This window comes from Desulfacinum hydrothermale DSM 13146, assembly GCF_900176285.1.
Taxonomy (GTDB): Bacteria; Desulfobacterota; Syntrophobacteria; order Syntrophobacterales; family DSM-9756; genus Desulfacinum; species Desulfacinum hydrothermale.
Map to the genome: position 1 here is coordinate 216,362 of NZ_FWXF01000002.1, position 15,479 is coordinate 231,840.

Below are 15,479 nucleotides of genomic sequence, written 5' to 3' on the forward strand. Positions count from 1 at the left end.
CCAACCCCCCTCGCCCCTTCACCGTGAACGTCAGCGGATCAGCACCATGACCAACCGGTCGCCATCGAAGACCAACTCCGCGATCCGCTTCCCAGCCCCTTTCCGTACCGCCTGATCCACGACCCGCGTGTCAGCGCCAAATGGGAAATACTCCCCCTTTTCGGAACGAAGGCCGTGCTCGTCCACATGCTCCACGAAGACGAAGACTCGACGCATGGCGGAAGAGGCCTGCGTCGCCGGGCCGGACGCCGGACCGCCTTCCGTCGGCACCGCCTGGAACGCCTGAGCGTTCAAGGACAGGGCGAAAAGCACCAGGAGCCCCATGCCGAACCTTGCAATGTGCTTCACCCTTTCACCTCCCTCAATTCCCCAAAAGCCGATCCCGGTCAGCCCCTTTCGGCACGTCGCATCGACCCACACCCAGGTTAGTCGAACAGCAGTTTGAAAAGAGAAAATCCCAGCGCCTCTTCGTTCAGCACCTGGGGACTTTCCGTACTGGCCGATACGATGAGCTTGTCCGTGGCCGCATAATCGAAGATCTTTCGGGTCGCCGCCATGCGATAATAGTTACCGGAAACGTTTTCCACAAAGAAGGTGTAATACTTCAGGTGCACTTTCTGAGTACCGCACGCCCCGCCGAAGGACGGCAGGCAGGTGATGGTGGACGCATAGCGATTGTTATCGGCGAAGAACTCCTCCTGTTCCAGGCGCGCCGTCATGAGGTAACTGGCCGCTTCACTCTGCTTTACCCGGTTCACGTGATTGATGTAGGCCGGGACAGCCACCGCGGCCAAGATGGCCATGATGGCCACAGTCACCATGAGCTCCACCAAGGAAAACCCCTTGGCCTCGATCCCTCTAGGAATCTTGAACATCACCCCGCAACGCTCCATCTCAACTTCCCTTCCTGCACCCCAAGCCTCCCCGGGGCGGCTTCACCCCGGCCCATGCCGTTGCCACCCAGCGCGCCGATTGCCTTGGACGCTTCTTCATAATAATCGGCATTTTTTTGAAAAACCTGAAGTCTTTTTGTGCCCACAGGCCCTGCGCGGCTGAGGCCCCCATGGCGGCCTCAGCTCCCCGGGCGATTGTCGGGCAAATCTCCCTTCACACGCCACAGCTGAAAAACGGGCTCTTCCAAAAGCACCGGTTCGAAGTGGCGCACATCCGCCGCCGCCAACACCACAAGCCGGTTGAAAAGCGTGCCGAAAAACATGGGTTCAGCCAGGAGCGCCCACCGACGCTCGGTGTCCAGTTCCAGCACGGGGCCGTCGCGCCCGAAGTCACGTTCCACCCACCTTCCGTGGGCCCAGTGGTATGCCTTTGAAAGCAAGATGTTTTCATCCCCTGTGGGACTGCGAAAAACGCCCGTTTCCAAATCCGCCCATCGGCCGTGGGAAAAATAGACGGCTCTCCCTTGCCGGTCCACCAAATCCAGAAGCTGCGCCTTGAGATGGCGCCCATGTTTGCCCGCCACATCCCAGGTCCCGAACCATGACCACCAGAAGCTGGTGCGAATCATTCTCTGGTCCAGATAAAGGTAGAGCGGCGGACGTTGGGATTGGGGCGGAAAGAAAAACCGAAGCCATTCATCCACGGGCTCCAACCGCTGTTTTTCCAGGATGCTTCGCGCTCCTGTCGGTCCGAGAGCCATGATTTTTTTGATGACGCTCCATCCCTTGATGTCGCCCAGCCGGGCCAAGACCCGCCGGAACCCCTGCGGTCCCCGGACCACGGAAAAGACCATCCAATTGGCGGCCAGCCTATAGTCCTGGGACACAAGCGGCACCGCGCTCACCACGGAGCGAAAACCCCCGTGGTCCATGCCGTCGCTCACGGTGGCCCGCTCGGCCCAGTACATGAGCGGATAGGCGTGGTCCCACCACGTCCAGATCACCGCCCCTGCGGGTGTTTCGGTTCCCACTCTTTCCATGGCCGAACACACAGGACCCGGAACGACGGGGTAGTAGGTTCGAGCCACGGCCTGGTTCGTCAGAAATCCCAGAGCCACGGCCAGAAGGCCCACCGGAACGATCGCCAACCAAGGCCTACGGGACCCGCTGCCCAGTCGCTCCGCCCAGGCCACAAAAAAGAAGGCACAACCCAAAGCGCCCAGTGGGGTGAGAAAGACGGCAAAACGCTTGGCCCAAAAAGCCGGGACCGCCAGCGCCAGAATCGGCAGCAGCAGGACAAATCCCGGAAGATTCCGCCACATCAAAGCCGCCAGTCCCAGCAATGCGGCGGCTCCCACCAGCGGATGGCCGAAGGCCTCCCGAAGCAGTTCCATGGGCCCCAGGCGTTGCTGTTCCGATACGGACACCCCGACGGAAGGAAACGCCCCCGCATCGGCTTTGGTGACATATACAAAGTCTCCCCGCACCCGCTCCACCAGCCGGCCGGGTGTCAAATCCGGCCGTATCCCCAGAAAGGCCAGGGCGATGATCAACACAAGGCCAACGGCTGAAGGCACCGTTTCTTTCCATCGATCCAACGTCGTCACCACCGGAACGACGATCGACGCCAATATGACCAGGAAAACCACGTGGGCGGCCGTATCCCACCACAAAAGGAAAGCAACGGCATTGATGACACACCCCATGGCGCTGGCCACCTTTTTCCATCCGCGGCTCTGGTGAAAAGTCCATCCCGAGAGCACCGCCCAGAGGATGAAGATCACTTGACCGCAGTCCGTATCGAAGCGTCCCACAGACGTCCTGCGCAGGTAGTAGGGAAAAAGAACCAGAAAAGCGGCGGCCGAAAGCCCGATGGACCGCCCGCCCAGTCGCCTTCCCAGCGCATAGAGAGGGAAGGCGGCGCCCACACCCAAGAGGGCGGGAAGGACCACGGCCACCCACTCCAGCCGCACACCCGAAACCCGAGTCACCGCCGCTGCCGTGACGGCCAGAAGCGGGGGCGGCACGGACCGGGGGGCGCCATCGGGAAAAAGCCGAAGGGAGTCGCGCCGTGTGTATCTGCCTTGCAACTGGTCGCGCGCGTATCGCAGGTAGTGGTAGCCATCGAAGGTGGTGAGCGAAGGAATCCCGTCATGAAAAGACAGTTCGGGCCTTTTTCGCCAATGGACCAGATCGTCCACACGCACCAGAAGCCCCACCGTGACCACGGCTCCCAAGGCCAGCATCGGCAGGAACCTGGTCAGCCGAACACCCTTTCTTCTTGCAGGATGAAAAAACAAGGTTTCGCGGTTCCCCTGCCGGTCCTGTCAGCCCGGCCCGACCATTTCCGCACGCATCGAGCCAAAACCCGTTAGCGATCCCCCGAATCCTGTTTTCATGTATCCGTTACGGGCGACCTCTCCCCATACCCCCCGGAGCTTGTTGGCGTCCCGTATTCCAACCAGCCCATGGGATTTCCATGGATCCGCCCTTCGCGCGAAACGGCATCGAGCGCCAGCATTCCCACCCGGCCGTAATCCATTCCATCCGATCGGCGCCCAATGAAAACACTCAAACAATGGGCACCCACCTCACGCCCGAGAGGAACCCGATCCCACTGGCCACCAGCCTGGGCCCCACCTTCGAAGACACCCCTCCTCCCCCAAAGGCACCTCACATCAAAGAGGCGTGCTGGGTGGAGCTGTTTCCGGTCGGCCCAGCGGGAATCTCGGACTCGAGTTTTGCCATGAGCTCCTTCAGCACCCGGCGTTTGGGATATCCCGGATAGAGCTCCAGGGTCTGGCGAAACGCCGTGAGCGCCTCCTGTGCTCTGCCCGCCGCCTGCTCAAAAAACCCCAGGGCGATCCAGGCTTTGGCGTATTGGGGTGTCAGTTCCAAGGACTTTTTGGCCTCCGCCACAGCTGCTTCGTACCGACCCTCCTCAAAAGCAAACCACCCCCGGAGCAAATGTGTATCGGGATTTTCGTCATCGACCAGTCCGTCCCGGTCCAATAGTTTCTCACCCACTGCTCTGAGTGGTCTCAGCACCTTGTATTTACGTATTGCATACGCCGTAGCCAGGGAAATCGAAGACACATTCCATGGACGCAGCAGGTATTTCTTGGCGAAACTCCACTCCTCCGATTGCTCTTGCGTTCTTTCACGAAACAGCGAAATGTTTTGGATCACGTCCTCTGCCACAGGACTGCCCGGAAGCATCTGTGCATACCTAAGGGCTGCTTCGTAATCACCCAATTCGTAGAGCTTGCGGGCGATCCACTCTCCTCTTGACAGCATTCCCGGGTCCGGCGAGCCATCCCCATCAAGATCCACATTCTCTTTCTCGGCATCCGAAAGCAGGGAATTCATGACCACATAAACCCATCTCTTGTCTGTGGACAGGCGAGAAGGGAACTGCTGAAGAATATGTGTGGCCTTCACTATATAGTGGTAGCATTGCGGTAAATTTCCCACCATCCGGTGACATTCCGCTAACTTTAGGTAAAGAATCGGAAGAGATGTGGCATCGAACCTTGATGGTTTTTCTTCAAGAAGCCTTTCGCCTTCCGCTATGGCTCGGCCCCAGCTCTCCTGCTCCATATAGACACTTACAATACTCGTGGTAGCCACCACATGTTCTTCGAAACCATCTTGACCTAATTCAATTGCTTTATAAGCTTCATCCAAAGCCTCTTGATACCGTCCAGCACGCTTGAGCGCCAATGAATAATTTGAATGAGCTCGTGGATTGTTAGGTGCCTTCTGAACGGCATCCTTGTTTATGCTGACAATATCTTTCCAGTCTTCATTTCTATAAAAAGTGAGCAACGACAATAAAGAACAGACAATAGCCAGGCTCGACCATGCCAACTTTTGCCGTTGGTCTCGAGGCAAGGAAACGCAAAACCGATTGCCTACCAAACGCACTCCTTCCAGTACAGCCAAAATTAAGCCGACGGAAGGCAGGTACATTCTGTGATCGAAAATCAGTTCCAAGGGCACGATGGTTGATTCGATGGTCAAATTGAGAAGAAACCAAAGAATGCCGAAAGTGATGAGAGGATATCGCCTGCGGTAGACCAGAGCGAAATAGATCAGACCACTCAAGGCAATGAGGCTGAACAGGGTTGTTGGTGGAGACAGAAGCGAAGTGGACAGTTTCACATCGTGCTCAAGAGAAAGAAAATTGGGGTTCGGAACGAGGATAGCGAAGATGTAGTGCATTACAATGCGGCTTTCAGTGAGAAGTCGCTGCCCCATGGTGAAGTGACGACCGCTGTATCCTTGGGCAAAGTGGTTGATCACGGAAAGAAATATCCATACCAATGCGCTCAGCAGAATCGTGTAGCAAAAGATGGCACGTATGGAACGGAGACTGGACAGCCACTTTCGCAACAATCGTCCTGGAAGATCCGGCTGAAAGAACCAAATCTCCACAGCCAGGAGCATAAATGGTAGCATGGCAGAGTTTTCTTTAGAAAAAAAAGCTCCAACGGAGCACATGAAGCAAGCCACCCATAGCGCCAGCGGCTTAACCCTTTTGCCCCTCTCAAAGGCCGCTCTACCCCCAACAAAGAAAGCCACAGCCAGGATGTAAAACAATGTCTGCAGCGAGGCCATTCGTTGAACCAGATAGGTAACCGCACTTGTCTGGGCGGGATGCAAGGCCCAAACGGAAGCGACCGCTGCGGAAAACATGAGGAAATCGGAAGCCTTGACAGGTTGCTTACTCCGAACGAGACTGTCCAGTTGAAAAACCAGAAAAAAGCAAGCAATCCAGCAGAATATATGTATCACCATATTGGTGATGTGAAATGCCGCCAGTGAGCCTTTCCCCCAAAAGAAGTCGAACCCGAACGTTAGCATGGGAATAAAACGGAAGAGTCCAAATTTTGATCTGGCAAGGCGTTCGATGTGTTCCAAGTCGAACGAGGTCACGTGAGTTGAGGGCTCCCTCACGAAGGTATGGTAATCATCCAGGACGGGCGGAGATTTGAATGTATTTATATACGCGGATACAACCAAGGCACTACCAATAACAAAAATGATAGCTATCCTTAGCATATAAGAGTTTTTTGGGTACATGAGGGCGACCCTTTAAGAAATAATTACTTTCTGGGGCGAGGCCATAAACCTCAGTACCCCAGAAAGTATTTGACGCAAGGCTGTCGATAATGTTATCGCGCCGCAGAGTTAGCATTCAGCAAAGCGGAACTAGAGGCCCAATTCATCCGCCAGCTGACCTTCGAAGGTCCAACTCAGCTTTCCGTCGGTATCTTGAGCCTTTAGAGTTAGAGACATTCCGTCCAATCTCTTCAGGCCATTACATTTCGCATCAGAAGAGTCAATCGTGATTCCAAATTTGAAAGAATTGGAGGATGGGGCGTCCAGACCGCTATAATCGAAACACGTCGTATCCGCATCCTGATCAAAAGAGTCAAGATCGTTTACAACACTCAAAGTTGGCCACGTTCCCTTGGCGCTAAAATAGGTGGAAATGTTGGTCTCGATCGAATGGAGTCCAGGGAACACCAGACTGGTCAGCCGCGACTTGGCCACATAGCGCTGATAGAACGGTACCGCCACGGCGGCCAGGATGCCGATGATGGCCACCACGATCATCAGTTCCACCAGGGTGAAACCTTTACTTTCCTTCATTTTGATCAACATGGATTTGCCTCCTTCCTTGAAACGTGAAGCCGTTACCGGGTTCCCCCGCGGAACCCTGCTGCCCGAATGGGAAGCGTTCCCCGCCGAATCCCTTCCATCCCCCCTTTCGTCGGCCATTGTGGGAACCATCCGCTCTCCCTTTATCCTTCGGACCTGACGCCCCAAAACTTTAAGCAATCCATATGCCAGATGGAAGGATTTTTTATTCATATCATTTCAGCCATTTAGATAACACAGCAGCGGGAGACTATGGCCATGGGCCCCCTTAAGGTGACAAAAAATGTCAGAAAATGGACAAAACGTGTCGGTTCTCAAGTTTTCCCGTGTGGCGGCCGATAGGAGAAGAGGGGCCCATGGGGCGCACTTTTTCTTGATCGCGGGAACTTTTTCTGTAGAGTAAAACCAAGCCGTGAGGGGATGTCAAGGAAGTGGAATCCAACCAAGAGGATGGCAAGATGAAAAGAGCTACCGGCCGAGTCCATGGAACAGGGGCGCCCTTTTCGCTGCGGGCCTCCGGCATCCCAAGGGGACCGGTGCCAACGGCCTGGTTCGTTGCCGCCTTGCTGGCGGTTCTCCTTTTTCCGGTTGCCGCCGCCCAGGCAGCCGCTTCGCCGTCCCAGGCATCGCCCCACGAGACCCAAACCCCGGCCCTGACATCCCAGGCGTCCCTCTTTTCGGAGGAGGCGGAGATCAGCCCCCGGCAGGCCCTGACCCTTCGAAAGCAGATGCTCCAGGCGCTCCTCACGGACGATTTTCGCTACCGCCCCAAGGGTCTCGTGGACCCCTTCGTTCCCTTCATCAGCCCCGAAACGACAGTTCCCGAGATCCTTCCCGAATCCCAGACGCCCCCCTCCCCGCTGGGCGGGTCCGGCGCCCCCCTCACCCCCCTCCAGAAGATGAACCTGGGCGAGGTGGAACGGGGCCTCAAGGCCACGTCTGGGGCGCCATGGGGTCCCGGGCTCTCATTGAAGATGCCGCCGGCAAGGGCTACATCGTCAAGGAGGGCACGCCGCTCACATCCGACGCCGTGGTGGAGCGCATCTACAAGGATGCCCTGGTCCTTCGACAGTACCAGTGGGACCGCAAGGAACGCCAGTGGGTGCCAAAATTTGTCACCATCCATCTCACCAAGGAAGAGGCGGGAAAGAAAAAGTGAGGACCCTGGAAGGGGGTGTGGGGTTTTCTGCAGGGGCCGTCAGGAAGGCGACCGGCGGATCATGGCACAGAGAAGCAGCCCGGCCCCCACACTGACGGCCATGTCGGCCACGTTGAACGCGGGCCAATGGTAGGGCCCCAAGTAGAAGTCCAGAAAATCGACCACCTCCCCGAAACGCACCCGGTCCACCAGGTTCCCCAAGGCGCCCCCCGCAATGAGGCTCAAGGCCAGCCGTTTGAGTCGTTCCTCCGTTCGGCACTGACGATAGAGAAAGAAGATCACCGCCAAAGCCGCCACGGCCACTCCGGCCAGCAGCTTCGGGCGCCAGGCGCTGTCGCCTCCCGCAAAGAAGCTGAAAGCCACCCCCGTGTTTCTCACGTGCACCAGGTTGAAAAAACCGGGAAGGATCTCCCTTTGGCTGTAGAGGGGAAGGAAGCGCAAGACCAGTTCCTTGGTGAAAAGATCCAGGGCCAGGACGGCGGAGGCCACCCCAGCCAGCAGCCCATAGTTCATGGGGGGACGGGAAGCTTCGGCGCGCGAGCCACCCTCGGTGTTTAGTGGTGCGTCCTTTGAAGGCGCCATTTCAGGCCTCATATCCCGTGAAGGCAGGGTGAAGGGAACGCGGCGTCTCCGCCCACAACCGAGCCCGTGGGGGCGGGTTTAGAACCCGCCCCCACAGGGGCAAGCCAAGGCCGGTAACGCGGACACACTTGGTCGTCACCTTCCAGCCACACAAAAAGAGGGGCCACCTGGACGTTTTGGCACAGCCGCTCAGGCCTCCAGGGCGCTGTGGCACCGGTCGCATATCTCCGGGTGGTCTTGGAAGCTTCCCACCGTTTCCGACTTGACCCAGCAGCGTTGGCATTTGCCACCCGGTGCCGGTTCCACCAGGACCCGCAGACCTTCCACTTCCTGCCCTTCCACGGCTCCTTGCCAGCCGTCGCCAGCTTCGATCCGCACATCGGATACGATGAAGACCGTGCGCAGAAGGTCCGCATCGCCGGAAAAGGCGTCCGCCCAGCGCGCCGGCAGCGACAGCCGCACGCGGGCATCCAAGGGATGGCCGATGATCTTCGCCTGGCGGGCCGCTTCCAGAGCCCGGCTCACGTCGGCGCGAAGCCTTCGGATCCGTTCCCAGCGCTCTTCCAGGGCCGGGTCCAGCAGGGCCTCCTCCATCTGCGGAAACCCTTCCATGTGAACCGATTCTCCATGCTGTCCCGGAAGGTGCCACCACGCCTCTTCGGCCGTGAAGGAAAGGATGGGGGCCATGAGCCGCAGCAGGGTGGTGAGGATCCGGTAGAGCACCGTCTGGGCCGCCCGCCGTTGCCGGCTGGCCGCAGGAGAGGTGTACAGGCGGTCTTTCAGGATATCCAGGTAGAAGGCGCTGAGATCCACCGCACAGTAGTTATGAACCGTGTGGTAAACCCGGTGGAACTCGAACCGGTCGTAGGCGCGCCGCACCCTCTCCACCACCTTTTGCAAAGCGTGCAGGGCGTAACGATCCAGTTCCGGCATCTGTTCTGCCGGCACAGCGTCCCGTTGCGGATCGAAATCGTAGAGGTTTCCCAGGATGAAGCGCCACGTGTTGCGGATCCTGCGGTAGGCCTCACTCAGTCGCTTCAGAATATCCTGGGAGATGCGGATATCGTCCCGGTAGTCTTCCGCCGACACCCACAGTCGGAGGATCTCGGCGCCGTATTTTTTGATGATTTCGCCGGGGACGATCACGTTCCCAAGGGACTTGGACATCTTGTAGCCCTGGCCGTCCACCACGAACCCATGGGTAAGCACGGCCTTGTAGGGGGCCCGATCCCGTGTTCCCACCGACGCCAAAAGGGAGGAATGGAACCATCCCCGGTGCTGGTCGCTTCCCTCCAGATAGAGATCCGCCGGGGAACGCAGATAGGATCGGCGCTCCAAAACCGCCGCGTGGGACACCCCCGAATCGAACCACACATCCAGGATGTCCATTTCCTTTTCAAAATCCCGACTGCCGCATCCGGGACAGACCGCCCCGTCGGGCAGCAGATCCTCCACCGATCGCTCGAACCAGCAGTCGGCCCCTTCCTTTTCGAAAAGCTCCGCCACCCGGTCGAACACCTCCCGAGAGGCCAACACCTGGCCGCACGATCGACAGGTGAAGGCGGTGATGGGAACCCCCCAGGAACGCTGCCTGGAGATGCACCAGTCGGGTCGATTTTGGATCATCTGGTAGATGCGCTCCCGGCCCCAGGACGGCACCCATTGCACCTGGTCGATGGCCTGCAGCGCCTTTTTTCGCAGATCGTTTCTTTCCATGGAGATGAACCACTGCTCGGTGGCCCGGAAGATCACCGGCTGCTTGCAGCGCCAGCAGTGGGGATAGCTGTGGGAAATCTCCGCTTCCAGGACGAGCTTGTCCAGTTCCCGGAGCTTGGCGTTGACGGCCTGGTTGGCATCGAAGACGAATTGGCCGGCGAAGAAGGGCACCTCTTTTGTGAAACGGCCGTCGTCATCCACGGGAGAATAGACGTCCAGGCCGTGTTCCAAGGCCATGTCGTAGTCTTCGCGACCGTGGCCTGGAGCGGTATGCACGCATCCGGTGCCCGCCTCCAGGGTCACATGGGTTCCCAGAACCAGCACGGATTCCCGGTCCACGAAGGGATGGCGGCACTTGAGCCCCTGCAGCTCCGGTCCCTGGAAACGCCGAAGAACGCGGTAGTCCTCGATTCCGAAGGTCGCCATGCAACTTTCCAGAAGCCCCTCGGCCAGGATCCACACCTGAGATCCCGTTTCCACCGCCACGTATTGGAAGTCCGGATGCACCGTGATGGCCAGGTTGGCGGGAAGCGTCCAGGGTGTGGTGGTCCAGATGAGAACGGAGACCTCCTTTCCCGCCAGCTCGGGAAAGGCCGCCAGCGCCTCCTCGGTCACGGGAAACTTCACATAGATGGACGGCGACACATGATCGTGGTATTCCACCTCGGCTTCGGCCAGGGCCGTGCGGCAGCTGCAGCACCAGTAGACGGGCTTCTTGCTGCGCACCACGCTTCCCCGCTCGAAGAAGCGCCCCAGCTCCCGGGCGATGGTGGCCTCGTAGTCGTAGGTCATGGTCAGATAAGGGTTGTCCCATTCGCCCAGGACCCCCAGCCGCTTGAATTCATCTCGCTGAATATCAATAAACTTTTCCGCATACTTGCGGCACCGGCGGCGGATCTCCACCTGGGTCATGGTCTTTTTCTTAGGCCCCAGCTCTTTGTCCACCTGGTGTTCGATGGGAAGCCCGTGGCAGTCCCAGCCCGGCACATAGACGGCATCGAACCCGCTCATCTGGCGGCTCTTGACGATCATGTCCTTGAGGATCTTATTGAGGGCCGTTCCCAGGTGAATGTGGCCGTTGGCGTAGGGAGGGCCGTCGTGGAGGATGTAGGGCGTTCGACCCGACGATTGACGGCGAAGCGCGTTGTAAAGGTCCATCTGCTCCCATTTGGCCAGGATCTGCGGTTCTCGCTGGGACAAATTGGCCTTCATGGGAAACTGCGTCTTGGGAAGATTGAGCGTGTCCTTGTAGTTCATCGTGTGTCCCTCGGTCCCTCCTGAAGTCGCCATGGATTGAAGCCCTCTTGGGCTTTGCCGCAACTCAGACTGAAGAACCTATGCTTGTAGCACAGAGGCGGGGCAAGTCAAGGTTCCAGTCCATGCCGTCCACTTCACTGAGCACCCTGAGCACATTCTGTCTGGTCTTCGGTTCTCGAATTGATTCTCGAAGTACGCATGGCGCATAGAAAAAGGCCTCCCCGAAGGGAGGCCTTGCGGAACAGAGGCAACCAGGGGCGCGGCGTTTCGCAACGGAAAAACCCCGCGCCGGCGGCGTCCTATTAGTACATGCCGCCCATACCACCCATGCCGCCGCCCATGCCGCCGCCCATGCCGGCACCCGGCATTTCGGCCTTTTCTTCCTTGGGCAGTTCCGCCACCATGCATTCGGTGGTCAGCATGAGCGAGGCCACGCTCGAGGCGTTCTGGAGCGCGGAACGGGTCACCTTGGTGGGATCGATGACACCGGCTTCGAACAGGTCGCCGAATTCGCCCGTCTGCGCGTTGTAGCCGAAGGCACCTTCGCCGCCCTTCACCTTCTGGACGATGACGGAGCCCTCTTCGCCGGCGTTGTTGGCGATCTGGCGGGCCGGTTCTTCCAGGGCACGACGGATGATGTTCACACCGTGCTGCTCTTCGCCTTCCAGCTTCAGTTCCTCCAGCGCCTTCAGGCAGCGCAGGTAGGCCACCCCGCCGCCCGGAACGATGCCTTCTTCCACGGCGGCCCGGGTCGCGTTCAGGGCGTCTTCCACGCGGGCCTTCTTTTCCTTCATCTCCGTTTCGGTGGCAGCACCCACGCTGATGACGGCCACACCGCCCACCAGCTTGGCCAGCCGTTCCTGGAGCTTCTCGCGGTCGTAGTCACTGGTGGTCTCTTCGATCTGGGTGCGGATCTGACGCACACGGCCTTCCAGGGCCTGGCGGTCGCCGGCACCGTCCACGATGGTGGTGTTGTCCTTGTCCACGCGCACGGTCTTGGCGCTGCCCAGGTCGTTGAGGGTCACGCTTTCCAGCTTGATGCCCTTTTCTTCGCTGATGACCTGACCGCCGGTGAGGATGGCGATGTCTTCCAGCATGGCCTTGCGGCGATCACCGAAGCCGGGGGCCTTGACGGCACACACCTGCAGGGTGCCGCGCAGCTTGTTCACCACCAGGGTGGCCAGGGCTTCGCCTTCCACGTCCTCGGCAATGATCAGCAGGGGCCGGTTCATCTTGGCGATCTGTTCCAGGATGGGCAGCAGGTCCTTCATGTTGCTGATCTTCTTTTCGTGGACCAGGATCAGGGGCTCATCGAGGACCACTTCCATCTTTTCCGGATCGGTGACGAAATACGGCGAGATGTAGCCGCGGTCGAACTGCATGCCTTCCACCACCTCCAGGGTGGTTTCCATGCCCTTGGCTTCCTCCACCGTGATGACGCCTTCCTTGCCCACCTTGTTCATGGCCTCGGCGATGATGTTGCCGATGGTGGCGTCGTTGTTGGCGGAGATGGTACCCACCTGGGCGATTTCCTTCTGGTCCTTGGTGGGCTTGCTGATCTTCTTGAGCTCATCCACCACCACCTGCACGGCCTTCTCGATGCCGCGCTTCAGGGCCATGGGGTTGGCGCCGGCGGTGACCAGCTTGGAGCCTTCGAAGTAGATGGACTGGGCCAGGATGGTGGCCGTGGTGGTGCCGTCACCGGCCACGTCGCTGGTCTTGCTGGCCACTTCTTTGACCATCTGGGCGCCCATGTTTTCAAACTTTTCTTCCACCTCGATTTCCTTGGCCACGGTCACCCCGTCCTTGGTCACGGTGGGCCCACCGAAGGCCTTCTCGATGACCACGTTGCGGCCCTTGGGACCCAGGGTCACCTTGACCGCATCGGCCAGGGTGTTGACGCCCTTCAACAGGGCTTCGCGTGCCTTCACGTCATAAACGAGCTGCTTTGCCATCTGCTACAACCTCCTTCAGGGTCGGATGATTGGCTCACCAGAACTATTTTTCGATGATGGCCAGGATGTCGTCTTCGCGCATGATGAGAAGCTCTTCGCCTTCCACCTTCACATCCGTTCCGGCGTACTTGCTGAAGAGCACTCGATCGCCTTCCTTCAGGTCCAGCGGGCGGCGGGTGCCGTCTTCCATGAGCTTGCCGCTTCCCACGGCGATGACCTGGCCCTGGATGGGCTTTTCCTTGGCCGTGTCGGGGATGATGATCCCACCGGCCGTTCGTTCTTCTTCTTCCAGACGCTTGACCACAACACGATCATTGAGGGGTTTGAGTTTCATCGATTCTGCTCCTTTCTTCGATTGACATTGTGCGCGAGAAGAGGCGACGCGCAGCCCTATTAGCACTCACTCAAGACGAGTGCTATATAATCACGCGCCTCTTTCTTGGCAAGGGGGAAAAATCAAGCGGTGGGCAAAATCAGGACAAAAGTGGTGGAAAAGACCGGATCCGATGCCAGCCGGATGTGGCCTCCCGCTTCCTCCACCAGCCGATAGACGATGCTCAGGCCCAGGCCCATGTGGCCGTCCTTGGTGGTGAAGTGCGGCTCGAAGATTCGCGGCCCATGGGCCGGATCGATCCCGGGCCCCGTATCGGAGATCCGCAACTGGATCCTTGGGTGGTGGGCGCCGCTCTCCCTTCGGGCCTCCACTCGGATCACCCCGCCGCCGGGCTGGGCCTCGGCGGCGTTGGCCAGAAGGTGCCACAGGATCTGGTGCAGGTGCCGGGGCGGCATCTGCACCCGGGTTTTGGGATCCACATCCAGCTGGATCTCATGGGACGAGCTCAGATGTTTGGAATCCCGCAGAGCTTCCACCACCTGTTCCACGGCGTCCCGAACAGAAACCGGCTGCGCGCCTTCCCCGTCCCGAGCTTCCCGGGCCAGCCAGAGGTAGCGGGTCACCAGATTGTTGATGCGATCGATCTCCCGGCGCAGCATCTCATTCAGCCTCCGGGTGGATGCGTCGGCGGCCCCTCCCATTTCCAGCATCTCCGCCACGCCGCTCACCACGGCCAGGGGATTCTTGATTTCATGAACGATCTCACCGGCCATCTTGCCGGCGAACGCCAGCTGTTCCAGGCGCCGCACGTGTTCTTCCATGGCCTTGAGGCGCGTCTGGTCCAGAAGGAGCACAATGCGCTCGCCGCCGTCCGCTTCCGATCCTTCGCCAAGCTGGGTGAGGCAAACGAGGAGGGACCGCTGGATGGTTCCGGATGCACCCACCGTCACTTCCCTGGGATAGAGCGTTTCCAGATCCGACGCGGCCCCCTCTTTTCCGGCCTCTTCCACTTCCCGGACCATTTCGTACAACCGACGATCCACGGACTCCAGGGACCGTCCAACCAGAGCGCCCGGCGGCGCCCCCAGGAGCAGATGACTGGTGCGGTTGGCAAAACGGACGATACCCGAACCGTCCAGGATGAGCAGCCCGGCTCCCATGCGTTCCACTATGGTCCGGTAGGAATCTTCCATCCATTCCAATTTCTTCTTTCTTTCGCGGGCCTCCTGGAGGGATCGGCGCAACTGGGCCGCCAAATGACCGCTCAGGAAGGCCACCAGAAAGAAGGCGGCCAGGGTGAGACTGAGGATGTAAAAATAGTTTTCGTTTCCCCTGGAAAAGTGCATGCCGGGGAGGAACTGCAGCGGCCGGATCCAGCCGAAATACTGGAGATCCAACATAGCACCGTAGGCCACAGACGATGCGGCCGCGGCCCAGAAGGCCCCTCGTTGATAGAAAAAGAGCGCGGCGGTGATGATGACGGGGATATAGAGGAATCCAAAGGGGCTTTCCACGCCTCCGGAAAGGAAGATCAGGATGGTCACGGCCAGGATATCGATGACAAACTGGGCGGCGGCGAAGGTCGGCGTCACCTGGATGAACCGAAGCATCCCGGCCCCCACCAGGGTGACCAGAAAAAGGATGGCCGAAAAGAGATAAAGGGGAGTGAGGGGCGGCGCCAGCAGGTTCCCCCGCAGCCGGAACTGGAAAAGGAGCGTCACCACCAGGATGAACACGGCCGCCAGCAGGCGGAAGACCAGGTGTGCCTGGATCCGCCGCAGAAAGTCGCTCGGTCCAGGTTCCTTAGAAGAATCGTCGGCTGGGGCAAGGGACTTTGGCATCGATTCCGTGATCCGTAATCCGAGATCCGCTCCACGGGCCGCCCGGGTGCCCTCGGACTTACCCATCGGCCAGGG

The 15,479-nt window shown here is 59.1% G+C and carries 11 protein-coding genes; 1 reads left to right on the top strand and 10 read right to left on the bottom strand.

Annotated elements, in window-relative coordinates; all coding sequences use genetic code 11:
- Positions 1-30 precede the first annotated feature (30 nt).
- From B9A12_RS03445 to B9A12_RS17755, 5 genes are all read right to left on the bottom strand, one after another.
- Complete coding sequence (locus tag B9A12_RS03445; RefSeq protein WP_084056309.1) at positions 31-348, bottom strand: hypothetical protein; 318 nt, start codon at positions 346-348, stop codon at positions 31-33.
- Between the two features lie 77 nt (positions 349-425).
- Positions 426-893: a type IV pilin protein gene (locus B9A12_RS17750; protein WP_084056311.1), complete on the bottom strand. Its 468-nt coding sequence runs from the start codon at positions 891-893 to the stop codon at positions 426-428.
- Between the two features lie 179 nt (positions 894-1,072).
- The gene (locus B9A12_RS03455) at positions 1,073-3,139 is read right to left on the bottom strand and encodes an STT3 domain-containing protein (RefSeq protein WP_084056313.1); all 2,067 of its coding nucleotides are present in this window, start codon (positions 3,137-3,139) and stop codon (positions 1,073-1,075) included.
- A gap of 427 nt (positions 3,140-3,566) precedes the next feature.
- A complete protein-coding gene (locus B9A12_RS03460; protein ID WP_170920313.1) occupies positions 3,567-5,831 on the bottom strand; it encodes a tetratricopeptide repeat protein in 2,265 nt (754 codons plus the stop codon).
- 276 nt (positions 5,832-6,107) lie between these two features.
- Positions 6,108-6,563 carry a pilin gene (locus B9A12_RS17755; RefSeq protein WP_281247895.1) on the bottom strand — a complete coding sequence of 152 codons (456 nt, stop codon included), beginning with the start codon at positions 6,561-6,563 and terminating at the stop codon, positions 6,108-6,110.
- A 946-nt stretch (positions 6,564-7,509) separates the two neighbouring features.
- Here B9A12_RS17755 and B9A12_RS03470 point away from each other — a divergent pair.
- On the top strand, positions 7,510-7,719 hold the full coding sequence (locus B9A12_RS03470) for a hypothetical protein (RefSeq protein ID WP_084056318.1): 210 nt from the start codon (positions 7,510-7,512) through the stop codon (positions 7,717-7,719).
- Between the two features lie 39 nt (positions 7,720-7,758).
- Here the strand turns inward: B9A12_RS03470 and lspA are convergent, their stop codons facing one another.
- From lspA to B9A12_RS03495, 5 genes are all read right to left on the bottom strand, one after another.
- On the bottom strand, positions 7,759-8,232 hold the full coding sequence (gene lspA, locus B9A12_RS03475; protein ID WP_084056320.1) for a signal peptidase II: 474 nt from the start codon (positions 8,230-8,232) through the stop codon (positions 7,759-7,761).
- A 258-nt stretch (positions 8,233-8,490) separates the two neighbouring features.
- Entirely contained in the window at positions 8,491-11,274 is a 2,784-nt protein-coding gene (gene ileS / locus B9A12_RS03480; RefSeq protein WP_084056322.1) for an isoleucine--tRNA ligase, read from the bottom strand.
- A gap of 302 nt (positions 11,275-11,576) precedes the next feature.
- Positions 11,577-13,229: a chaperonin GroEL gene (groL, locus tag B9A12_RS03485; protein ID WP_084056324.1), complete on the bottom strand. Its 1,653-nt coding sequence runs from the start codon at positions 13,227-13,229 to the stop codon at positions 11,577-11,579.
- A 43-nt stretch (positions 13,230-13,272) separates the two neighbouring features.
- On the bottom strand, positions 13,273-13,563 hold the full coding sequence (gene groES, locus B9A12_RS03490; protein WP_084056326.1) for a co-chaperone GroES: 291 nt from the start codon (positions 13,561-13,563) through the stop codon (positions 13,273-13,275).
- Positions 13,564-13,685: 122 nt separating this feature from the next.
- On the bottom strand, positions 13,686-15,404 hold the full coding sequence (locus B9A12_RS03495; protein WP_170920314.1) for an ATP-binding protein: 1,719 nt from the start codon (positions 15,402-15,404) through the stop codon (positions 13,686-13,688).
- Positions 15,405-15,479 lie beyond the last annotated feature (75 nt).

What these genes read in the sequence shown, in the direction of transcription:
- B9A12_RS03470 (WP_084056318.1), top strand. Translation starts at nt 7,510, where the DNA reads ATGGGGTCCCGGGCTCTCATTGAAGATGCCGCCGGCAAGGGCTACATC.
- groES (WP_084056326.1), bottom strand. Translation starts at nt 13,563, where the DNA reads ATGAAACTCAAACCCCTCAATGATCGTGTTGTGGTCAAGCGTCTGGAA.
- B9A12_RS03455 (WP_084056313.1), bottom strand. Translation starts at nt 3,139, where the DNA reads ATGCTGGCCTTGGGAGCCGTGGTCACGGTGGGGCTTCTGGTGCGTGTG.
- B9A12_RS03495 (WP_170920314.1), bottom strand. Translation starts at nt 15,404, where the DNA reads ATGCCAAAGTCCCTTGCCCCAGCCGACGATTCTTCTAAGGAACCTGGA.
- ileS (WP_084056322.1), bottom strand. Translation starts at nt 11,274, where the DNA reads ATGAACTACAAGGACACGCTCAATCTTCCCAAGACGCAGTTTCCCATG.
- lspA (WP_084056320.1), bottom strand. Translation starts at nt 8,232, where the DNA reads ATGAACTATGGGCTGCTGGCTGGGGTGGCCTCCGCCGTCCTGGCCCTG.
- B9A12_RS17755 (WP_281247895.1), bottom strand. Translation starts at nt 6,563, where the DNA reads ATGTTGATCAAAATGAAGGAAAGTAAAGGTTTCACCCTGGTGGAACTG.
- groL (WP_084056324.1), bottom strand. Translation starts at nt 13,229, where the DNA reads ATGGCAAAGCAGCTCGTTTATGACGTGAAGGCACGCGAAGCCCTGTTG.
- B9A12_RS17750 (WP_084056311.1), bottom strand. Translation starts at nt 893, where the DNA reads ATGGAGCGTTGCGGGGTGATGTTCAAGATTCCTAGAGGGATCGAGGCC.